The organism is Intrasporangium sp. (assembly GCF_040414665.1).
In the GTDB taxonomy this organism is placed as follows: Bacteria; Actinomycetota; Actinomycetes; order Actinomycetales; family Dermatophilaceae; genus Intrasporangium.
This window is the reverse complement of record NZ_JBEDUL010000147.1, coordinates 1-20,207: the sequence shown is the minus strand read 5'-3', so window position 1 is coordinate 20,207 and position 20,207 is coordinate 1. Positions and strand designations below refer to the sequence as shown.

The window sequence follows — 20,207 nt, the reverse complement described above, 5'->3', positions numbered from 1 at the left end:
CCCAGGCCGTCAGCCGGCGAGCAGCTGGTCTCGCACCTGCCGCCGGAGCACCTTGCCGATGATCGTCTTGGGCAGCTCGTCCACGACCTCGATGCGGCGCGGGACCTTGTAGGCCGCGAGGTGGGCGCGGCAGTGCTCGCGAGCCGCCTCGGGGTCGAACGCCTCCGGGTCCTCGACGGTGACGGCGGCGACGACCTGCTCGCTCCCGTCCTCCCGAGGCAGGCCCACGACGGCCGCGTCCGTCACACCGGGGTAGTCCATCAGGACCGACTCCACCTCCGACGGCATGACGTTGAAGCCGCCCGTGATGATGATCTCCTTGATCCGGTCGACCACGGAGACGAACCCGTCCTCGTCGACCTCGACAATGTCACCCGTGCGGAGCCAGCCGCCGTCGAGCAGCGCGGCAGCGGTCTCCTCGGGCTTTCGCCAGTAGCCGGTGAAGACCTGTGGGCCCCGGATCTGCAGTTCCCCGCGCTCTCCGCGCGGGCGGGCCACGTCGGGGTGGTCCGGGTCCACCACCCGGATCTCGGTGCTGGGGAAGGGGACACCCACCGCTCCCGCCCTGCGGGTCGGGCCGATCGGGTTGCCGAGGGCGATGGGCGAGGCCTCGGTCAGCCCGTAGCCCTCGACGAGCAGCCCGCCCGTCACCGACTCCCACAGCTCGAGGGTCTCTGGCGGCAGGGTCATCGCACCCGAGAACGCCCAGCGTGCCGCCGACATGTCGATCCCTCGTTCCCGCGCGGCCTTCGCGAGCTGGGCATAGATCGGCGGCACTGCGGGCAGGAACGTCGGCGGGTGCTTCTTGGCAGCGGTGAGGACGAGGTCGACGTCGAAACGGGGAAAGAGCACGAGCCGGGCTCCGGCGCTCATCGCGAAGGTCACGCACAGGGTCAGGCCGTAGGCGTGGAACATCGGCAGGATCGCGTAGATGGTCTCCGACCCCGCGCCGATGCCGGGCACCCACGACCGTCCCTGCGCGGCGTTGGCGACGAGGTTGTGGTGTGTCAGCATCGCCCCCTTCGGCACTCCGGTCGTGCCGCTCGTGTACTGGATCGCCGCGAGGTCCTGGACCGCCGGCTTGGGATGGCCGGGGTCGAGCCTTCCCTGCCTGAGCAGCTGCCCCCAGGGAATGCAACCGGGCGCGGGCGCGGTCAGCGCGGACCGGAGGACCCGGACCTTGGGGATCGGCAGCTCGAGGGCCAGCCGTTTGGCGAGCGGCATGGCATGCATGAGGTTGACGGCGATGACCTGCTTGACGCCGGGCAGCCGGCGCACCGAGGGGCCCACCTTGTCCCAGGCGATGGCGAGCGTCGCCTCGTGGTCCCGGAACTGCGTCGCCAGCTCGTCGGCGGTGTAGAGGGGGTTGTGTTCGACCACCACGGCGCCGAGTCGGAGCACGGCGTAGAAGGCGACGACGTGCTGCGGGCAGTTCGGCAGCACGAGGGCCACCCGGTCTCCCTTGCGGACCCCGAGGCGGCGCAGGCCCTCGGCTGCTCGGGCCACTTGGTCACCGAGCTGGCGGTAGGTCGTCTCAGCGCCGAAGAACTCCAATGCGGTTCGCTCGGCGTACTGCGCCACCGACGCGTCGAGCAGGTCCGTCAGCGATCCGGTGACCGGCTCGATGTCGTGCGGCACCCCCTCGGCATAGCTGCTCAGCCAGATCCGTTCCATTGCCTCGGCCACGACTCGCTCCTTCCACCCCTGCGACTATGCGCTGCCCCAACCGTATGCCCACCCATCCGACCGCGGGCGGGCTTCTTCCTTGGCAGCAGATGAGGTGTCGTATGCCGCTGGGCCGACTCAGCGGCATACGACACTATTGCTTGTGGCAGTGGGCGATTCAGGCAGTGGGCAGCACGAAGGTGTCTCCGCGGGTGATCGGTGTCACGGTGCCGTCTCGGTCGATCCCGTCGATCTCGACCTCCGGGCTGCCGATGACGATGTCTACATGCGTGCTGGCCTGGTTGAGACCCTGGTTGATCCGCTCCTCCGGCTTGAGCCGGTCGGTGCCGGGCACGTTGAAGGGGAAGCCCGTGCCCCAGGCGACGTGTGAGCCGGCGTTCTCGTCGTAGAGCATGTCCTGGTAGACGAGCCCGCTGCGCTTGACGGCCGAGTCCTTGTCCACGATGGCAATCTCGCCGAAGTGCCTGGACCGTGGAACGAGGTCGAACTGTGCCCGGACCGCGTCCTCGCCCCGCGCTGCCGTCGCCGAGGTGATGGTGCCGTCGGAGACCTCCAAGCGCAGGTCCTCCACGAGCGCGTTCATGCTGACGAGGAAGAAGGCGGCGGTCGTCTGGATGGTGCCCTCGACCCGGCGCCAGTCCGGTGCGGCGAAGACCTCTTCGGTCGGCAGGTTGGGCATGAACTCGACACCATCGGCGTTGAGGATCGCGCCGCCGGCCCAGGTGTTCCCCGGCGCGAGGCCCAAGGTGAGGTCGGTGCCGGGTCCGCGGTAGCGCACCCGGTCGAAGCCGCGCGAGTTGAGCATGTCCCGCCGCTGGTGCAGCGTGGCGTTGTGCTCCTGCCAGCTCTTGACGGGGTCATCATGGTCGAGGCGCATCGCGACCTTGATGCCTTCCCAGAGACGTGCGACGTCGGGGGTGCCGAGCACGGCTTCCGCCCATCCGGACGTGGGGGCGGCCACCACTGTCCAGGCGATCTGGTTGGTCGTGGTCATGGGCATGATTGCCTGGATGAGCTCGAGCGGCGCGGAACGAGCCAGCCGGTCGGGGTCCAGCCCGTTCATCAGAGTCGGGTTGGGGTTGCCGGTGAGGCTGATCAGGGCGACCTTGTCCTCGCCCCAGGAACGCGCTGCGGCCAGCTCATGGGCGAGGACCTTGCCGAGCTGCTCGTCGGGTGCGTACTCCACCTGCGCACGCTGTAGGTGCTGGTCGCGGTACTCGATCGAGACCTGGCTGGCGCCGACCCGGTAGGCCTCTGTCGCCAGCGCTCGGGCGGTGGCTGCCTGCTCAGGGTGAGCCCGGATGACCACGCGTTGTCCGAGCTGAACATTCACTCCAAGGCGGATGACGAGCTCGGCGTAGGCCTTCAGCACGTCGTCGAGGGGCTCACGAGTGATCATCGACCGACCATAGCGCCGCAGGGGAGTTGCCCCGTACCCGGCGCACAGGGGATCCCTCGCTAGAGCGGTTCCGGCCCCGGACGGCCGCGCCCCTCGGGTCCTCGGCCTCCCACGGATGCGTCGACGGGGTCGGCGGCCTCGTCCCCGTCCTCGTCGTAGGCGGCATCGGCGGGGATCCGCTTCGGGCTGGCCCACCACAGCGCCCAGCCGAGCACGCCGAGGGGCACCTCGAAGAAGTGCGTGTAGAGAGAGAAGAGCACGACGCCTGCGGTGGCCTGGGTGGGGTCGGCCCCCCAACCGACGAGAACGGCCGCGGTGCCGGCTTCGGTGACGCCCAGCCCGCCCGGCGTGATGCCGACGGCCGTGAGCAGCCGGCCGACCGTGTAGGCCCCGAACATGTAGGCGAAGGGCATCTGCACGCCCATCGAGTTGAGGCAGAACCAGAACAGGATGTAGTAGACGCCGAAGAAGCCGACGAGACCGTAGGTCATCTCGAGCCAGCCGTAGCGGACGATCTCGATGATGTCGTGGCGCATGCCGACGAGCGTCTTCTCGAAGTCCGTGTCGCCGGCCTTCTTGCCGCGGATCCGTCGCCACAGGCGAGTGGACTGGCGGCCCAGCTTGTGGGCGAAGTCCTCGGACGCGAGGACCCCCCAGAACGCGACGATGACGGCGAGGCCGATGAGCGCCCCGATGATGGCGGCCTGGGCGACGACCGGGTTGAGCTGGCCGATGCCGATGACGATGGCGAGGATGCCCACGACGGGCAGGACGACGCGGGCGAGGACGTTCCACACGCCGGTGACGATGACCATGGTGGAGATGTCCCTGCGAAGGAACCCCCAGGAGCGCAGCTGGTGGTAGGTGACGACGACCCCCGCGGCGCCCCCTCCCGGCAAGAGGTTGCCGATCGAGGACCCGCACGCGTTGACGATCATCGCCTTGAGGTGGGTCAGCCCCTTGAGCGACCCGGTGTAGAGAAAGGTGACGAGCCACAGGCCCGAGATCATCAGGACGGTCAGCCCGACGACCGTGCTGGCCTGCAGACCCGACAGCGTGTGCCACACATCGGTCCACGTGGTGTGCGCGATGCGGGGCAGGCCCCACCAGAGCAGGAAGACGGCCAGGCCGATCCCGATGACGAACTGCACCGCCTTGCGCACGAACGCGCGCTTCACGTCAGTCCTGCAAAGACGTCATGCCGTATGCCGCTGGGCTCGCTTTTCGCGTCACGTCCCCTCAGGTGCGGGGTGGCGTCCACATACCACTCCCGACCGAACACGAGGTCGTAGACCGGCCGAGGGATGCGGAGGAGGGCGGCCAGGGTGCGGTCGGCCCCGCCGTCGGCGCTCGCCTGGGACGCGTGGGCCCGCATCGAGGCGCGCTTGGCGGCGATGTGGCGGCGGACGTTGATCCGGTGGGTGATGTCGCGGCGTGCCGAGAAGGCGCGGTCGAAGCTGTGCCGGTCGAAGTCCGGTGGGAAGCGGTACACCTTGGCGGCGAGGTCGAGCGCGCGGCAGATGGTGTCTCGCGGCACGGTCGCCTCGAGCAGCCGGGGCGTGCCGGCGAGCTCGGCCGCCCGGCGGGCGACGTGATGGACCTTCTGGTGGTCCTGGTGGCCATAGCCGCCGTTGGCGTCGTAACCGAGGAGGACGTCCACCTGTTCCTCGTCGAGGATCGCCGCGAGTCGCTGGGCCGCCTCGTCAGTGTCCGCCCGGACGAAACGGGTGCGACCCGGAGGGTCTGGAAGCAGCTCCGGGCCGAGCCCGCTGTCGGCGTAGCCGAGGTGTTCCACCCGCGTGACCCCCAGAGCCCGCGCGCTGCGCTCGAGCTCGGTCCTTCGACGAGCGGCCAGGCCGCCTTCGGCATAGGCTTGCGAGGCCAGCCCGAGTTCCCCGTCGGTCGCGACGACGAGCAGCACGCGATGGCCCTCAGCCGCGGCGCGCGCCATCGTGCCCGACGTGAGGAGGGCCTCGTCGTCAGGGTGGGCATGGAAGGCGAGCAGCGTGTGGGACATAAGTGGTCCCATCTTTACGCATGAAAGAGTGAACTCCGTGAAAGTGGCACTGCTCACGGACTGTTATCTGCCCAGGCTGGGCGGGATCGAGGTCCAGTCGCATGACCTGGCTCGCCACCTCGTGGAGCTGGGCCATGAGGTCGAGGTCTTCACCGCGACCCCGGGTCCGGACGGTGAGCTGCACGGCGAGATCACTGTCGTGGACGGCATCCCGGTGCATCGCCTCGCGATCAGTCTGCCGTGGGAGCTGCCCGTCAACCCGCTCGCGCCGCGGGAGCTGCGCCGTCGGCTCACCGGGGGTGGTTTCGACGTGGCCCACGTCCAGACCGGGGTCGTCTCACCGTTCGCGTGGGACAGCACCCGCGTCACCCTCGGCCTCGGCCTTCCCACCGCGATGACGTGGCACTGCATGCTCGGGCCGGTGGCTCCGGGCTTCGGTGCCCTCGGCTTCGTCAGGAGGTGGGCCGCCAAGGGGGCCGCGATGTCAGCCGTGTCGGCGGTAGCGGCGCAGCCGCTGCGAGACCTCGTCGGGCCGTCCGCGTCGGTCTCCGTCCTGCCCAACGGGATCGACGTGGGCCGCTGGCGCCCCGCCCCCACCCCTTCGTCGAGTGTGCAGAACGCGCCGCCCCCCGCTTCGTCGAGTGTGCAGAACGCGCCGCTGCGGCTGGTCACGGCGATGCGGCTCGCCGCACGGAAGCGTCCACGCGCCCTCGTCGAGCTCGTCGCCCGCGCCGAGCGGCTGGCCGGTCCAGGTTCCTTCAGCCTCACGATCTTCGGCGAGGGACCTGACCGAGGCAGGGTCGAGTCCTATCTCGCGAACAACGGCATCGACTGGGTCTCCCTGCCCGGCCGGGTGCCCCGCGTCGAGCTGCGATCGAGGTATGCCGCCGCGGACGTCTACGTGTCACCGACGGCCCTGGAGTCCTTCGGAATCGCGGCGCTCGAGGCACGGACCAGCGGACTGCCGGTACTCGGGCGGTCCGGGTCCGGGATCGGCGAGTTCGTCACCCACGGGGAAGGCGGTCTCATCGTGCAGGACGACGCGGCCATGGCGGGTGCCCTGGCGGGTCTTGCCGCCGATCGCGAGCGGGTCGCCGCGATGCGTCGCTGGAACCTCGAGCACCACCCGGACCAGGACTGGTCCCACGTTGCGGCGCTCGCAGTCGCCGAGTACGAGCGGGCGATCGCCCTGTCCTCAGTGCCCGGACGCCGATGAGGACGAACGTCCCGGGCGGCATTCGCATCGTTGGACGCACACCGGACGGTGCCCTCGTCCGGGCCGGTCGGCTCGCTCACGGCCAGCATCCCGCGACCCTGCTGGGACAGCATGGCTGGCGCATCGAGTCCCCCTGGTCCGCAGACGTGGTGAAGGACGGGGCGCTCGAGCTGGCGTTCAATGTGAGCGAGCTCAGCGGCATACCCCTTGCTGAGGAGGACGTCGCGCGGGACGCAGATGTGGCACCCGGCGAGGCGGGGGATCCCTTCCAGCGGGTGGCGGCCTACGCGATCGTGACGAGCGAGCGCGGGCTGCTGCTCACGCAGTTCAACGACCAGACCCACGTCGCCGGAGACTGGGGCCTGCCCGGCGGCGGCCTCGACACGGGTGAGTCGCCGATCGAGGGCGTGCATCGGGAGGTGTGGGAGGAGACGGGCCAACTGGTCGAGTTGGAGGGCCTGGTCGACGTGCAGTCCTCGCACTGGATCGGCCGCGCCCCGAACGGCGTCGTCGAGGACTTCCACGCCGTGCGCATCGTCTACCGCGCGACGTGCCCTGAGCCACGCGATGTCGTCATCCACGATGTAGGTGGCACCACGGCGGACGCCGGCTGGGTGCCGGTCGAACGGCTCGGCCAGTACCCGCTCAGTCGCTCGTGGCACCACCTGTCCGAGCGCTACCTCGGCCGTCCGTAGGATGCCGGCCATGGACTTCCTCTACAACCTCGTCGTCGCCCTGCACCTGCTCGGCATGGCCGTCATCGTTGGCGGTTGGGTGGTGGCCCGAGGCGCAGACCGGTTCCCGGTGGCCATCGTGTGGGCCGCGCGAGCGCAGTTCGTCCTGGGCATCATCATCGTCGGTCTGGCCGAGTCCATGGACAAGCCGCTCAACTACCCGAAGATCGGAGTCAAGGTCGTCCTCTCCCTTGTTGTCGTGGCGATGGCCGAGATCGGAAACGCCCGCTCGCGCAAGGGCGAGTCGGCCAAGACGCAGCTCGACGTGGCCGGGGGAGCCGGCTTGGTGGCGGCGCTCGTGGCCGCCCTGTGGTGAGGCGGCCGGGCTAGGTGCGCTGGAACGGCGGAGTCCTCGCGGGACTCCTCATCGGGTTGGTCTGGGTGGCCGCGGGCGCGGTTCTCGTCGTCGTGGGACGGAGGCGTCGGCTGCGCTCCACGGCGGAGGGCGCCGGCAGCGTCGGCATCATCGGCGTCTTCCTGCTCGTCGTCGGGGCATTGACGCTCTTCGCGACCTTCCTGCTCAGCGTCGTGCCGGGCAACGACTGACCCGGCTGCGCCCTACTGGCCGGCTCGGGTCGCTCGGACGGCGGCTCCGGGCGGCGAGCCGAACTGCTCCCGGTACGTGACGGGGTGGTGGCTGAGGATCGAGATCCGGTTGAAGGCGTTGATCATCGAGGCCGCATAGACGAGCAGGGCGAGCTGGTCGTCGGTGAGGTCCTCACGGAGCAGGTCGTACTCGTCGTCGGTGAGATGGCGGTCGGCGACCAGGGTGACGGCCTCCGCGATCTTCAGAGCCGCCTGCTCGAGCCGCGTGAACATCGCGGACTCCCGCCAGGCAGGGAGCACGGCGATCCGCTGGGGCGACTCACCGCCGCGGAGGGCAAGGTGGGTGTGCAGGTGGAGGCAGAACGCACAGCCGTTGATCTGGGACGCCCGCAGGTTGACCAGCTCGAGCACGACACGGTCGATGCCGTGCTCCTCCGCGCGGGCGCGGATCTCGTTGGACACCTCGGCCATTGCGCCGTGGACCGTGGGCATCTGCTTGTCGGTGTAGACGTACCGGTGACCTTGTCCCATGGCGCGACCGTACCCCTCCCGCGCGGGTGCAGGACGTCGGCACCGATGCCGTATGCCGCTGGGCTCAGTTCCGCTGGATGCCTGCTCCCAGCGCCACCAGGCCGCCAGGAACCCGCTTGGTGCCCGTCACCAGCATGACGCGGGCGAACGTGCCGGTCTCGATGTCCCAGGCAAGGACGTGGGTGCCGGTCGCGGTCTCCGTCTCGTAGAGGATGTGCCGACCGGACCGGTCCCAGCCGACGACCCGGCAGCACCCCTTGGTGCGCGGCGGGTCCTCGCCGAAGACTGCGAGCCGCATCTCCAGGGTGGCCATGCGTGTCTGCCCTGACACACGCAGGGCGACGAGCCCTTGGTAGGGCATGGTGACGTCGAGACCCTTGGTCGTGGTGTCGCCGAGGAAGGCGGCCGACGCGACCCAGTCGACGTTGGTGCCATTGCTCATTGCCCCCATCGTGTCGCCCCAGGGCTCGACCATGGGCCAGGGCAGGGCGTACCGCCCGCGCACATCGCCGTGCGACTCGTCGAGCGTGGCCCCAGCTGGATCCGCGACCAGCGCGTAGGGTCCGATCCTGGCTTCGCCGTCGCCGTCGGTTGGGCCGGTCACCGTCCGAGCCTCGGCATCGATGAGCCAGCCGGCATCGGCAGAGAGCGCCACGATGTGTGGGCCGCCTTGCCCGGTGGCCCAGCCCGCCCATTCGAGGTGCCGGTCGGGGACCGGGATCCTGGTCACGGCAGCCGTCGGGAGGTCAACGACGACGACGGCGCCCGACTGGGCGAAGACGAGCCGCCGCCCCCCGTCCAGCGCTCGGGCATCGAGGGGCAGATGCGCGTTGCCCGCGGCGTCGCGGACGAGTCCGAGGGTGACCGTGTCCACCACGGCCTGGACGCCTCCGCTCAGGATGACAACGGGGTGGAAGGCCTCCGCGTCCTCCGGGCTGCGTCCGTCGGCCGGGTCGAGGTAGACCGCGCTCGCGAGGGAACGTGCCGACGGCGGGAGGTCGCGCAGCTTCTTTCGCGGCAGGTCCGTGTCGATCTCCCGCGGCAGCCCAACGTCCAACCACGGCAGCGACTCCTCCGTGCCGAGGGCGGGCGCGACGGCGTAGGGCGTGCCGTCTGCGGCGGATCTCCACGCTCCGGTCGCTGGACTGGTCGCGGAGCTCGACGACCTCGGCTGGGACGGGCCGGCTGGTCCCCCGTGGGAGCCGGTCGGGCCAAGCCAGGCCTGCCCAGCGACGACGATGGCGGCAGCGGCTGCGACACCGCCGGCTGCCAGGCGACGCGAACGCGCCCTGCGGACCTCAGCGCCTCGCCACGAACGCTCGCCGAGGTCGACCTCGGCAACGTCAGCGCTGATGTCCTCCAACAGCGCTCCGAGATCGTGCCTGGTCATGGGTGCTCCCTCCCGGTCAACGTGGGCGCCAGGTGCGGGACGAGCTCGCGGATGCGCTGGAGTGCCACGTGCGTCTGACTCTTGACGGTGCCCACCGACACGCCGAGCACGTCCGCCGCGTCTGCCGCGCTGCGGTCCTCGAAGAACCTGAGGACGAGCACGGCCCGTTGCTTCGGCGTCAGCAGTGCGAGGGCCCGCTCCAGCTCGACGCGCGCTTCGACCAGTGCATCGTGGGCGGCACACGGCACCTCGGGGGGTGCGAGCGTCAGCTGTTCGCGCCGGGTCCGGCGCCACGTCGAGACGGCGTCCCGGTAGAGCACACGGCGCACAAAGGCGTCCGGCTGCTCGTGCCGGATCGTGCTCCAGCGCAGGGCCAGCTTCTCGAACGCCTGCTGCAGGAGGTCCTCCGCGCGGTGGACGTCGCCACACACGAGGTAGGCCGCCCGAAGCAGGACATGCTGCCTCGCGCGCACATACGCCGCGAAGTCCGGGTCGATGGGCCGCATGCATCCTCCTGTTCACAGGATGAACGCACCAACCCCCCCGTGGGGTTGGCACCCGCGCCGACGTATGCCGCTGGGCTCAGTCCTGCTCGAACGCGAGCACCCCGCCCACCCAGGTCTGTTGGACTCGAGTGTCCCGAATGCTCATCGGGTCAGTGCTCTCCAGCTCCCAGATGTCGCGGTCGATGCAGACGAAGTCGGCCAGCTGACCAGGACGGAGCCGACCGACGTCGTGACGCCCGACGGACTCGTGCGCCATGACCGTGTGGGCGTGCACGGCCTCGTCGAGGGTGATCCGCTCCTCTGGACGCCAGCCACCGATCGGGTGGCCGTCCGCCCGCCGGCGGGTGACCGCAGCGTGCAGCCCGTAGAAGGGGTTGGGGTCCTCGACCGGGGCGTCGGACCCGAAGGCGACCCGGACACCCGCGTCGAGGAAGGAGCGCCAGGCATAGGAGGCGAGGCGGCGAGGACCGATGATGTCATCGGCGAGGTCGAGGTCGGCGGTGCAGTGGCTCGGCTGCATCGACGCGGTGATGTCGAGGGACCGGAAGCGCGGGATGTCCACCGGCCGAACGTGCTGGGCATGCTCGATGCGGAGCAGCCCGCGGTGCCCCTGCTCGCGCATGACCTGGAACGCGTCGAGGACCAGGCGGTTCGCCTCGTCGCCGATCGCGTGGGTGATGACGTCGAGCCCCGCGTCCAGGCACATCCGAACGCGTTCCAGCAGTGTCGGATACGGCGTGACGGCGATCCCACACGTCTCGTGACCGGCCATGCTGCCCACATAGGGCTCGGTCATGTGGGCCGTGTGCGATCCCAGGGCACCGTCGCTGAAGAACTTCACCGGTCCCACGCGGAAGCGGTCGTCGCCCTGGCCCGAGCGGCGCCCTTCGGAGATGGCGAGCTCGAGGTCGCCATCCCGGGTGCACTTCGTCACCCGCAGCCGCAGGCCGCCTTCCTGGTGCATCGCCAGATAGGCCGCCCGCGCGTCCTCGCCGTCGATGTCCGTGATGCTCGTCAGCCCGACGGACAGCAGCCAGTCCTGGCACCGCTCGAGGAGCGGACGCAGCGGCTCGGCGTCCGGTCCCTCGATGAGCGGGTCGACCAGACGCTGCGCCGACTCACGCAGGATGCCCGTCGGCTCGCCATCGGCATCCCGGACGATCTCACCACCCACCGGGTCCGGGGTGTCGCGAGTGATCCCCGCCCGTTGCAGGGCAAGGGAGTTCGCCCAGACGGTGTGGCCATCGACGGAGTCGAGGACCGCGACCCGGTCGCCGGTCACCGAGTCCAGGGCGCGCCGGTCGGGCTGGACCTGGACCGCCCACCGGTTGCTGTTCCACCGGCCGGAGCTGAGCGGCCGACCGGCGGGGGAGGACGCAACGTGGTCGCGGATCCGGTCGAGCGCCTCTTCGAGCGAGCGCGCCTCGCGCAGGTCGACCTCCGCCAGGTCGCGGGCGACCCACTCGGTGTGGATGTGGGCGTCGTGCAGGCCCGGCATGACCAGCGCACCCGGCAGGTCGACGACCTCGTCCGCACGCCCGTCGCGCGCGTCGGATCCCACAGCCACGACCCGGCCATTCTCGACGAGCAGGGCATCAGTCCACGGCGAGGAAGGGTCGCTGGTCCAGATTCGCTTGTGCCGGAAGAGGGTCCGGCTCACTTCGAGCCTCCGTCCGCGGGGACGAGGATCAGCTTGCCCGTGCTTCGGCGGGACTCCAGCGCCTCGTAGGCATCGGCCGCCCTGTCGAAGGAGTAGCGGCCGCCGACATCGATGCGGAGGCTGCCGTCCTCGATCGCGGCGAAGACCTCGCGCGCGCGCCACTCGAGCTCGTCACGCTCGGCGATGTGATCGAGGAGCTTCGGGCGGGTCACGAAGAGGGACCCGAGCGAGTTGAGTCGTTGGAGGTCGAAGGGGGGCACCTGACCGCTCGCCCCGCCGAACAGCACCATGAGCCCGCGACGTCGCAGCGAGGCGAGCGAGGCGTCGAACGTCGCCTTGCCCACGCCGTCGTAGACGACGTCCACGCCCCGTCCGGCTGCGTCACGCACGGCAGCGGCGAGGTCCTCTGCCCGGGAGTAGGTCGAGTAGTTGATCTTGTGTGCCGCCCCGAGTTCCCTTGCGATCTCGCACTTCTCGTCTGACCCAGCGGTCGCGATGACGGTGCAGCCTTTCGCGACGAGCAGCTGGACGAGGAGCTGCCCAACCCCGCCCGCCGCCGCGTGCACGAGGGCCACGTCACCCGGCCCAGCGGCATACGTGCTGTTGACGAGGTAGTGGGCCGTGAGGCCCTGGAGCATGGCCGCGGCGGCTGTCTCGAGCTCGACCCCCTGAGGCACCGGGACCACGATGTCGGCTGGCTGGTTCGCGACGGTGGTCGCGCTGGGTTGGCCCTGCGGCCACGCCACCCGGTCGCCCACGGAGAACGAGTCGACGCCCGGCCCGACGGCGACGACCGTCCCAGCGCCCTCCTCGGCGAGCACGAACGGTGGCGTCCCGGGGTAGACGCCCTGGCGTCGGTAGACGTCTATGAAGTTCACACCCGTGGCTGCGACCTCGACCTGGACCTCGCCAGGACCGGGATCCGGCACGTCGTGCTCGCGCACTTCGAGGACGTCACGCTCACCGTGCTCTCGGACGAAGACACCCCTTGCAGTCGTCATGACGACACCCTACGACCCTGCCACGTCGACCGATCGCGTTGCTCAGTCGACGCCCTCGAGCCGGGACCGGAGGCCCTTGAGCGTCTCGTCGACGAGGCCCTTGATGACGCGGGAGCGGAGGAAGCCGGGCAGTGGCAGGTTGTGGTGGATCGTCAGGTCATAGGTGACCCGGGTCCGCGCGGCGTCCAGACGCTCAAGGGTGTAGCGCCCCTCCTGACCTGTCTGCAACCGACCTTCGAGCATGGACCAGCTCATCCCCTCGGGCGAGTGCTCGTAGGCGAGCGTGTAGCAGTCGGTCCCGACGGCGGTGGACGCAGCGAAGCGCGCCGTCCTCGGCAGCCCCGCAGAGTCTGCCTCGCCAACCTCGGCCTCCTTGATCGTGGGGATCCACTCCGGCTGGCTACCGACGTCGCGGATGGTGGCGAGGACGGTGTCGAGGTCCGCCGCCACCTCGATGTCCTGACGGGCGTTATCGGTCGCCATGGCGCTTCCGTCCCCGGCGGGGAAGGGGCCGCCCCATGTGGATGATGCGCTCGACCTCGTCCTCGAAGGCCTCGAGGAGCCTTTCGGGGTCCGGGATGACGGCCGCGTCGCTGATGAACCCCACGCGCACCGTGCCGGCATACGTGAAGATGCACACTCCGAGCGTCTGGCGGCCGGAGCCGGGCACCCAGCCGAGGATGCCGCTCACCGGCACACCGGCGAGGGTCCGGCTGGAGCGCGGTCCGGCGACGTTGGTCGTCACGCCGATGGTCTTGTTCGCGAAGAAGTCGACGAAGATGCGCGCGACGCTTGCGCTCAGGTGGCCGATGGCGTTGATGATGGCGAAGGTGATGACCGCCTCGGGCGAGCCCTTGATCCGGTCCATCCGGCGCTTCGTCTCGGCGAGACGGTCGAGGGGCGCACTGAGGCCACTCGGGAACCGGAACAGGACGAGCGCGAACTCGTTCCCGAGCTCGGGTGGCAGTGGCTCGTCGAGGGGCCGGATGTTGACCGGCACCATCGTGATGAGGTCAACCGGCTCCTGGCCGTTGTCGAGCTGGTAGCGGTGCAGCGCCGCGGCCACGGCGCTCATGAGCACGTCGTTGAGCGTCGCCCCGGCCAGGCGACCGAGCTGTTTGGCGTCGGCGAGCGGCAGCGGACCGCTCCAGCGAACGCGTTTCGTCCCGCCCGGTTCCCCGGACAACGGGCTCTCGGGGCTGTGCGAGAAGAGCAGGTCACCGAGGACTCGGGTCGTGCGGCCCACCTCTCGGGTCGCAGCCATGGCGCCGTCCGGGGTGGCCAGACGCAGGAGCTGGCCGACACCGTCGCGCGCGAGCCGGAGCCCGGAGCCGACCAGACCGGTCACGTCCGCCACCAGGCCGGTGCCCTGCCCGTCGCTCACGGGCTCGGTCAGGCTCTCGCCCGGCTCGACCGCCGTGGTCACGGCGAGCTGGGCCGTTCCGTCGGCGTCTCCCTTCGTCAACGAGAGCAGCACCCGGGTCAGGGCGATGCCGTCCCCGAGGGAGTGGTGGATGCGCAGGAAGATGACGGAGCCGGAGCCGTAGCCGCCGATGAGGTGGACGCGCCAGAGCGGGTGGTCCCGGTCCAGCGGGATATCGAGCTCCTGCTCCATGTGGGCCTGGAGCGTGGCGTCGTCGCCCGGCTCCGGCAGCTCCACCCGGATGATGTGCCGGTCCAGCGAGAAGTCCTCGTCCTCGACCCACCACGGTTGGCCGATCGGGGGGTGCTGCTCCGGGCGCTGCCGGAACACCGGGAACTGCTCGAGGACCTGATGGCGGAACAGCTCGATGACCTCGTCCCAGTCGGGCACGCCGTCGAGGAGGATGAGCGCCTCGATGACCATGAGGTTGTTGGGGCGGTCCATGTTGAGCCACATGGTGTCCACGGGTCCGACGCGTCGCTTGCGAAGTGCTGGCATGGCGGCTCCGGTCTTCAGGGGTACTACTCGTGAGCATCCTCTCCGAGTCCACCCCGTGACAGGGCCGAATGGCCCAGGTCACGTGCGGACAGGGCGTGCAGTGCGTCACCGCTCACCCGGTGGGTCGTCCACTCCTCGAGCGGCGTCGCGCCCAAGGATCGGTAGAACTCGATCGCGGGGGAGTTCCAGTCGAGCGCGGCCCACTCGAGCCTGGCCCAGGCCCTCCCTGGTACCCCGAGACCCACCTTCTCGTCGAGTGTGCAGTTGGCGTCGCCGCTACGGAGCCTGGGCCGGGCGCGGAGTGCACACTCGAGGAAGCGTGGGCTGGGCGCGGAGTGCACACTCGACGCGCGGGGGATGGATGGCAACGGGGTGTCGGTCTGCCAACGTAGGGTGGAGGGACCATGAGCACGCTGTTCGACGACCTCTTCGGGCCCGATGGGCCGCAGTCCGCGCCCACTGTCCCGCAGGTCACCGAGCGTGGGGTCCCCACGTGGGCGGACGCGGCGGCGCGCGGAGGTCAGGTGGGCGCGGAGCCGGCTCAGCGGCATACGGCACCGGCGTGGGGCTCAGCCGACCCGGAGACGCTGCTCCAGGGACTCAACCCGCAGCAGCGGGAGGCCGTGGTGCACGAGGGCAGCCCGCTGCTGATCGTCGCCGGCGCCGGGTCCGGCAAGACGCGCGTGCTGACCCACCGCATCGCGTGGCTGCTCGGGGAGCGCGGCGCCCAACCGGGGCAGATCCTGGCGATCACGTTCACCAACAAGGCCGCTGCCGAGATGCGGGAGCGCGTGGAGGCGCTCGTCGGTCCGCGCGCGCGCTCGATGTGGGTCATGACCTTCCACTCGGCGTGTGTGCGGATCCTGCGCCGTGAGGCCGCCAAGGTCGGGATGAAGTCGACGTTCTCGATCTACGACGCGGCTGACAGCCAGCGGCTCATGGCCCTGGTGATCCGCGACCTCGACCTCGACCCGAAGCGCTATGCGCCCCGCAGCTTCTCCGCCCAGGTGAGCAACCTCAAGAACGAGCTCATCGACGACGAGACCTACGCCAGCCAGGTGTCCGAGGGCAATCATCATGAGCGGACGCTGTCCGCGGCCTATACGCAGTACCAACGTCGGCTCCGGCAGGCGAACGCCCTCGACTTCGACGACATCATCATGATGACCGTCACCATGCTGCAGGCCTTCCCGGACGTCGCGGAGTACTACCGACGGCGATTCCGGCACATCCTCGTCGACGAGTACCAGGACACGAACCAGGCGCAGTACCAGCTGATCAAGGAGCTCGTGGGGGAGGGCGTGCCCGGCCCGGGGGAGGGCGACTACCTCGTCCCGCCGGCCGAGCTGTGCGTCGTCGGTGACTCGGACCAGTCCATCTACGCGTTCCGCGGTGCCTCGATCCGCAACATCCTCGAGTTCGAGCAGGACTACCCGAACGCCCGGACGATCCTGCTCGAGCAGAACTACCGCTCCACCCAGCGCATCCTGCGCGCCGCGAACTCCGTCATCGCCCGCAACGAGGGCCGGCGGGCCAAGAACCTCTGGACGGACTCCGGCGACGGGTCCCTCATCGTCGGGTACGTGGCCGACAACGAGCACGACGAGGCGGCCTTCGTCGCGAAGCAGATCGACGACCTGGCCGAGCACGGGGTGCGGCCTGGTGACGTCGCGGTGTTCTATCGCACCAACGCCCAGTCCCGTGCGATCGAGGAGGTCCTCGTCCGGGTCGGCCTGCCCTACAAGGTCGTCGGCGGCACCAGGTTCTACGAGCGGCGCGAGGTCAAGGACGCGCTCGCCTACCTCCGTGTCATCTCCAACCCGACTGACACGGTCAACCTGCGCCGGATCCTCAACGTGCCGAAGCGGGGCATCGGTGACAGGGCCGAGGCCTGCGTCGCCGCGCTCGCCGAGCGGGAGCGGATCCCCTTCGTCGCTGCACTGGGGCGAGCCGAGGATGCGCCCGGCATCGCGACCCGCTCGGTGGCCGCGGTGAAGGGGTTCACCGCCCTTCTCGAGGAGCTGAGGACGGTCTACGAGAGCGGCGGCGGGATCGCCCTGCTGCTCGAGGCGGTCCTCGAGCAGAGCGGCTACCTCGCCGAGCTCCGCGCGAGCCACGACCCGCAGGACGAGACTCGGGTCGAGAACCTCGCCGAGCTCGTCGCTGTCGCGCAGGAGTTCGACGAGCGACGCGCGCTCGAGGGCCCGGTGTCCGGCGCGGAACCGGAGGACGTCGGTCCGGCGGGAGCCCTGGAGGAGTTCCTCGAGCAGGTGTCCCTCGTCGCCGATGCCGACGAGGTGCCGGACGAGCCGGACGCCGAGGCGCAGGGCGTCGTGACGCTGATGACGCTCCACACCGCTAAGGGCCTGGAGTTCCCCGTCGTTTTCCTCACCGGGATGGAGGACGGCACCTTCCCCCATCTCCGGTCACTCGGCGACCCGAAGGAGCTCGAGGAAGAGCGGCGGTTGGCGTATGTCGGCATCACCAGGGCCCGGGAGCGGCTCTACCTGACCCGGGCGGCCGTGCGCTCAGCCTGGGGCTCACCGCAGTACGGTCCGCCATCCCGGTTCCTCGACGAGATTCCCGGCGACCTGCTCGACTGGCACCGGCTCGGGCCATCCTTCTCCGGAGCACGAGGCTCGGGCCAGCCGGCGGTCGCGACGCTGGCGGCGCGACCCGGGGTACGCAGCCCGGGCACCCGGGCGATCGTGTCACTCAAGCCGGGAGACCGCGTGACGCACGACGCCTTCGGCCTGGGCACCGTGGTGCGGGTCGAGGGCGAGGGGGACAAGTCGTTGGCGCATGTCGACTTTGGTGCAGACCTCGGGGTCAAGCGGCTGCTGCTCCGCTACGCCCCGGTCGTCAAGCTCTGACTCGCCCGCCCGAGAGGGCAGTTCGTCAACTGCGTGCTGCCCGCGGGGCCTCAGAGGTAGATGCCGCGGGCGGCGAGCCAGCTGCGTGGTGCCACCGGGCCACCCCCGTTGGGGTGGATCTCCAGGTGCAGGTGGGGACCCGTGGAGTTGCCGGTGTTGCCGCTGTAGGAGACCTTCTGGCCCGGAGCGACCTTCTCGCCGACGCTGACGAGCAGTCGGCTGTTGTGGGCGAACCAGGACACGGTCCCGTCCCAGTAGCGGATCTTCACCATGTAGCCGTAGCCCTCGTTGGACCAGCCGGAGAAGATGACGGTGCCGCTCGACAGGGCGTGGACGGGGGTCCCGCTCGGCGCCGCGAGGTCCTGGGCCGGGTGCATCCGGCCCCAGCGCCAGCCATAGCCGGACGTGAGCGTGTAGCCGTGGAAGGGCGTGATCCAGCGCTGGGCAAGAGCGAGGCGGCGCTTGCGCTCCGCCTCCTTCTTCTTCTTGTCCGCGGCGGCCTTGTCCGCCGCGGCCTTCTTGGCGGCGGCCTTCTCGGCGGCGATGCGCTCCAATGCCGCCTTGGCGGCGTCCGCGCCGGCTTCAGCGGCGGAGCTGGCTGCGAGGCCGAGGGCGGCCTCGGCGCGCGCTCCGTCACGAGAGGCGCGGAGATTGCCCCGGTCGCCGGCCGCGGCAGCGACGGCAGTCGGCTCGGCCGCCAGACCAAGACCCGCCACGGAGTTCGAGACGTTCTTCATTGCGGCGGCCTCGGCGCTCAGCGGACTCGCTCCGGCGTCACGGACCACCAGTCCCGCGGCGACGGTAGATGAGAGCAGAGCGACCGGGACGACGAACTGACGACCCCGGGCAGGTTTGGTAGCGGGCCGGTGACGACCCACATAGATGTTCTTTGACACGCAGCGCTTACCTATCTCAGACCGATTGCAGCCATGAGGCTAACTTGACCGATTCGTTATCGAGAAATCGGGCACCGTTCTCCTTTGGTCTGCGTCGTGGAGGAGGGATCACGACCAGCCCTGACACTAGGGGATCGGCGGCGGAAGGGAAAGCCGAACCGCAACCGAATTTCTACCGATTTGCGACCGGGCCCACGAAGTCAGCGGTGCCTGCCGGTAGCCCGCATCGGATCCGCATCGGACGCGCTCACCCGGCGACGTGTGAACTCACTCACACCACGGGTCACGGTGGCTCCGGAGGAGTCGAGATGGGCGAGCGCGGCGGAGATGCCGTGGACGACGGTTCGGGTGAACGGGAGGCTGCCGTGCCCGACCCCGTGGAGCTCGATGTTGTGGACGTTGAGGTCCTGGTGGTGCAGCGCTGCGTTGCGCTGGGGAAGGATCACCTGGTCGAGGTCGGACCAGTAGACGATGAACCGGGTCTGGCAGTCCTGCACCGGTCCGGCCAGCTCCTGGAGCAGGCCGCTGCCCGGACGGAGCTGTCGGGTGAGGCCGTTGTTCCAGGCGTAGGCGAGATAGCTGCCCTGGTGCGGGGTGCCGAGTGTGACGAGGGTGTGGACCCGCTCGTCCCCACCGAGCCGAGTCACGTAGTAACGGGCGATGAGCCCGCCGAGCGAGTGCCCGATGACGTGGATCCGCTCGTAGCCGGTCTCGCCGGCGATTCGCTCGACCTCGTCGCCGAGCCGTGCCGCGGCAGCGCGGATGTCCCTGGTGAAGACCGGGTAGTTGATCGTCTCGATCCGGCCGAAGCCGCGGTTGACCAGCCCTCTTCGCAAGACCGTGAAGATGGAACGGTTGTCGATCATGCCGTGGACCAGCAGGATGGGCGTCTCGGCCGCCTCGACGTCCCGGACGGCCAGGCCACGCCGGGTCGGCGGCAGGTGATCCACCCGGTAGCCCCGGCGTTGGTCGGAGGCGCGGGCGCCCATCACGCCGAGGGGATAGATACCGAGGTGGAGACCCAGCCAGGTCGCCTCGAGCGCAGCCCCAGCCAGGCCGGTCGGCGTGAGCAGCGCCTTCGCCGCTCGGCCCAGGCTGTCGAGCAGACCGGCCGACTCGCCGGACCCCGCCGCTGGGGTTCGCTCGTGCTGGGGGGTCTGCGCCGACCGCACCGGGGCTGCCACGTGGGTGACGTTACCCGCCGGAGTAGGCGATCGATCACGTTTCATCGATCAGCATCGTGGCCCTGACTAGAGTGCCCGGCATGACTTCGCCCTCTGACTCCAGCGCGACCACCGCAGCCGTCGTCCGCGTCATCGTCGCCAAGCCGGGCCTGGACGGTCATGATCGCGGCGCGAAGGTGGTGGCCCGCGCGCTGCGGGACGCCGGCATGGAGGTCATCTACACCGGGCTGCACCAGACACCGGAGCAGATCGTCGAGGCCGCGATCCAGGAGGACGCCGACGTCGTCGGCCTGTCCGTGCTCTCCGGCGCACACATGACGCTGTTCGCCCGGGTGGTCGAGCTGCTCGGCCAGCGCGACGCGAGCGACATCATCGTCTTCGGCGGCGGCATCATCCCCGACGACGACATCCCCGAGCTCGAGGCGCTCGGTGTCGCAAAGGTCTTCACGCCGGGGGCGACGACGACCGAGATCGTCGAGTGGGTGCGCGAGCACGTCCATCCCGCCTGAGCCATCACCGTTCGCGCGGCGCTGGTCGATCCGCCTCGTATGCCGCGCGCCTGGCACCCTCGGCGGCTCCGTCGACGCATCGACGAGGCGTTGCAACGCTTCGCGGGTTGATGGCCGATCAGGCCGGCGCGCCGAGAG

At 70.0% G+C, this 20,207-nt stretch carries 19 protein-coding genes; 6 read left to right on the top strand and 13 right to left on the bottom strand.

Features of this window, described 5'->3' with window-relative positions; all coding sequences use genetic code 11:
- Window positions 1–9: 9 nt before the first annotated feature.
- The 4 genes from ABF401_RS15555 to ABF401_RS15540 all read right to left on the bottom strand — a co-directional run bounded on the left by ABF401_RS15555 (window position 10) and on the right by ABF401_RS15540 (window position 5,102).
- Window positions 10–1,674, bottom strand: a complete 1,665-nt coding sequence (locus ABF401_RS15555) for a long-chain-fatty-acid--CoA ligase (protein ID WP_353510500.1) — start codon at window positions 1,672–1,674, stop codon at window positions 10–12.
- Between the two features lie 169 nt (window positions 1,675–1,843).
- Complete coding sequence (locus tag ABF401_RS15550) at window positions 1,844–3,085, bottom strand: aminopeptidase (protein ID WP_353510482.1); 1,242 nt, start codon at window positions 3,083–3,085, stop codon at window positions 1,844–1,846.
- Between the two features lie 59 nt (window positions 3,086–3,144).
- Entirely contained in the window at window positions 3,145–4,263 is a 1,119-nt protein-coding gene (locus tag ABF401_RS15545) for a lysylphosphatidylglycerol synthase transmembrane domain-containing protein (protein ID WP_353510481.1), read from the bottom strand.
- Window positions 4,260–5,102, bottom strand: a complete 843-nt coding sequence (locus ABF401_RS15540; RefSeq protein ID WP_353510480.1) for a PIG-L deacetylase family protein — start codon at window positions 5,100–5,102, stop codon at window positions 4,260–4,262. Before ABF401_RS15540 ends, ABF401_RS15545 begins: the two co-directional genes overlap by 4 nt.
- A 37-nt stretch (window positions 5,103–5,139) precedes the next feature.
- Between ABF401_RS15540 and ABF401_RS15535 the strand changes: the two genes are divergently transcribed.
- Genes ABF401_RS15535 through ABF401_RS15520 form a run of 4 tightly spaced genes read left to right on the top strand, consistent with a single transcriptional unit; the run spans window position 5,140 to window position 7,598 of the window.
- The gene (locus tag ABF401_RS15535; protein WP_353510479.1) at window positions 5,140–6,318 is read left to right on the top strand and encodes a glycosyltransferase family 4 protein; all 1,179 of its coding nucleotides are present in this window, start codon (window positions 5,140–5,142) and stop codon (window positions 6,316–6,318) included.
- A complete protein-coding gene (locus ABF401_RS15530; RefSeq protein ID WP_353510478.1) occupies window positions 6,315–7,013 on the top strand; it encodes an NUDIX hydrolase in 699 nt (232 codons plus the stop codon). Before ABF401_RS15535 ends, ABF401_RS15530 begins: the two co-directional genes overlap by 4 nt.
- A gap of 10 nt (window positions 7,014–7,023) precedes the next feature.
- Entirely contained in the window at window positions 7,024–7,368 is a 345-nt protein-coding gene (locus ABF401_RS15525) for a hypothetical protein (protein ID WP_353510477.1), read from the top strand.
- 14 nt (window positions 7,369–7,382) lie between these two features.
- Complete coding sequence (locus tag ABF401_RS15520; RefSeq protein WP_353510476.1) at window positions 7,383–7,598, top strand: hypothetical protein; 216 nt, start codon at window positions 7,383–7,385, stop codon at window positions 7,596–7,598.
- A 12-nt stretch (window positions 7,599–7,610) separates the two neighbouring features.
- Here the strand turns inward: ABF401_RS15520 and ABF401_RS15515 are convergent, their stop codons facing one another.
- From ABF401_RS15515 to ABF401_RS15485, 7 genes are all read right to left on the bottom strand, one after another.
- Entirely contained in the window at window positions 7,611–8,129 is a 519-nt protein-coding gene (locus ABF401_RS15515; protein ID WP_353510475.1) for a carboxymuconolactone decarboxylase family protein, read from the bottom strand.
- Window positions 8,130–8,193: 64 nt separating this feature from the next.
- Complete coding sequence (locus ABF401_RS15510; RefSeq protein WP_353510474.1) at window positions 8,194–9,519, bottom strand: hypothetical protein; 1,326 nt, start codon at window positions 9,517–9,519, stop codon at window positions 8,194–8,196.
- Complete coding sequence (locus ABF401_RS15505; protein ID WP_353510473.1) at window positions 9,516–10,025, bottom strand: SigE family RNA polymerase sigma factor; 510 nt, start codon at window positions 10,023–10,025, stop codon at window positions 9,516–9,518. The genes ABF401_RS15510 and ABF401_RS15505 overlap by 4 nt, the downstream gene beginning before the upstream one ends.
- 76 nt (window positions 10,026–10,101) lie before the next feature.
- The gene (locus ABF401_RS15500) at window positions 10,102–11,685 is read right to left on the bottom strand and encodes an amidohydrolase (RefSeq protein ID WP_353510472.1); all 1,584 of its coding nucleotides are present in this window, start codon (window positions 11,683–11,685) and stop codon (window positions 10,102–10,104) included.
- Window positions 11,682–12,686: a quinone oxidoreductase family protein gene (locus ABF401_RS15495; RefSeq protein ID WP_353510471.1), complete on the bottom strand. Its 1,005-nt coding sequence runs from the start codon at window positions 12,684–12,686 to the stop codon at window positions 11,682–11,684. The genes ABF401_RS15500 and ABF401_RS15495 overlap by 4 nt, the downstream gene beginning before the upstream one ends.
- Window positions 12,687–12,728: 42 nt before the next feature.
- Window positions 12,729–13,169 carry an SRPBCC family protein gene (locus ABF401_RS15490; RefSeq protein WP_353510470.1) on the bottom strand — a complete coding sequence of 147 codons (441 nt, stop codon included), beginning with the start codon at window positions 13,167–13,169 and terminating at the stop codon, window positions 12,729–12,731.
- Window positions 13,156–14,607 (bottom strand): wax ester/triacylglycerol synthase family O-acyltransferase, encoded by a 1,452-nt coding sequence (locus ABF401_RS15485; protein ID WP_353510469.1) that lies wholly within the window; start codon window positions 14,605–14,607, stop codon window positions 13,156–13,158. Before ABF401_RS15485 ends, ABF401_RS15490 begins: the two co-directional genes overlap by 14 nt.
- A 404-nt stretch (window positions 14,608–15,011) precedes the next feature.
- On the opposite strand from ABF401_RS15485, the gene pcrA reads away from it, so the two are divergent.
- A complete protein-coding gene (gene pcrA / locus ABF401_RS15480; protein WP_353510468.1) occupies window positions 15,012–17,480 on the top strand; it encodes a DNA helicase PcrA in 2,469 nt (822 codons plus the stop codon).
- Between the two features lie 50 nt (window positions 17,481–17,530).
- Here the strand turns inward: pcrA and ABF401_RS15475 are convergent, their stop codons facing one another.
- A complete protein-coding gene (locus ABF401_RS15475; RefSeq protein WP_353510467.1) occupies window positions 17,531–18,265 on the bottom strand; it encodes a M23 family metallopeptidase in 735 nt (244 codons plus the stop codon).
- A gap of 311 nt (window positions 18,266–18,576) precedes the next feature.
- The gene (locus tag ABF401_RS15470) at window positions 18,577–19,560 is read right to left on the bottom strand and encodes an esterase/lipase family protein (RefSeq protein WP_353510466.1); all 984 of its coding nucleotides are present in this window, start codon (window positions 19,558–19,560) and stop codon (window positions 18,577–18,579) included.
- Between the two features lie 80 nt (window positions 19,561–19,640).
- Here ABF401_RS15470 and icmB point away from each other — a divergent pair, with 80 nt between their 5' ends.
- On the top strand, window positions 19,641–20,069 hold the full coding sequence (gene icmB / locus ABF401_RS15465) for a coenzyme B12-dependent isobutyryl CoA mutase small subunit (protein WP_353510465.1): 429 nt from the start codon (window positions 19,641–19,643) through the stop codon (window positions 20,067–20,069).
- Window positions 20,070–20,207: the final 138 nt, after the last annotated feature.

Excerpts from the sequence above, each read along its gene's own strand:
- ABF401_RS15505 (WP_353510473.1), bottom strand. The coding sequence starts at position 10,025 with ATGCGGCCCATCGACCCGGACTTCGCGGCGTATGTGCGCGCGAGGCAG.
- ABF401_RS15495 (WP_353510471.1), bottom strand. The coding sequence starts at position 12,686 with ATGACGACTGCAAGGGGTGTCTTCGTCCGAGAGCACGGTGAGCGTGAC.
- ABF401_RS15485 (WP_353510469.1), bottom strand. The coding sequence starts at position 14,607 with ATGCCAGCACTTCGCAAGCGACGCGTCGGACCCGTGGACACCATGTGG.
- icmB (WP_353510465.1), top strand. The coding sequence starts at position 19,641 with ATGACTTCGCCCTCTGACTCCAGCGCGACCACCGCAGCCGTCGTCCGC.
- ABF401_RS15525 (WP_353510477.1), top strand. The coding sequence starts at position 7,024 with ATGGACTTCCTCTACAACCTCGTCGTCGCCCTGCACCTGCTCGGCATG.
- ABF401_RS15530 (WP_353510478.1), top strand. The coding sequence starts at position 6,315 with ATGAGGACGAACGTCCCGGGCGGCATTCGCATCGTTGGACGCACACCG.
- pcrA (WP_353510468.1), top strand. The coding sequence starts at position 15,012 with ATGAGCACGCTGTTCGACGACCTCTTCGGGCCCGATGGGCCGCAGTCC.
- ABF401_RS15550 (WP_353510482.1), bottom strand. The coding sequence starts at position 3,085 with ATGATCACTCGTGAGCCCCTCGACGACGTGCTGAAGGCCTACGCCGAG.
- ABF401_RS15510 (WP_353510474.1), bottom strand. The coding sequence starts at position 9,519 with ATGACCAGGCACGATCTCGGAGCGCTGTTGGAGGACATCAGCGCTGAC.
- ABF401_RS15490 (WP_353510470.1), bottom strand. The coding sequence starts at position 13,169 with ATGGCGACCGATAACGCCCGTCAGGACATCGAGGTGGCGGCGGACCTC.
- ABF401_RS15515 (WP_353510475.1), bottom strand. The coding sequence starts at position 8,129 with ATGGGACAAGGTCACCGGTACGTCTACACCGACAAGCAGATGCCCACG.
- ABF401_RS15555 (WP_353510500.1), bottom strand. The coding sequence starts at position 1,674 with ATGGAACGGATCTGGCTGAGCAGCTATGCCGAGGGGGTGCCGCACGAC.
- ABF401_RS15540 (WP_353510480.1), bottom strand. The coding sequence starts at position 5,102 with ATGTCCCACACGCTGCTCGCCTTCCATGCCCACCCTGACGACGAGGCC.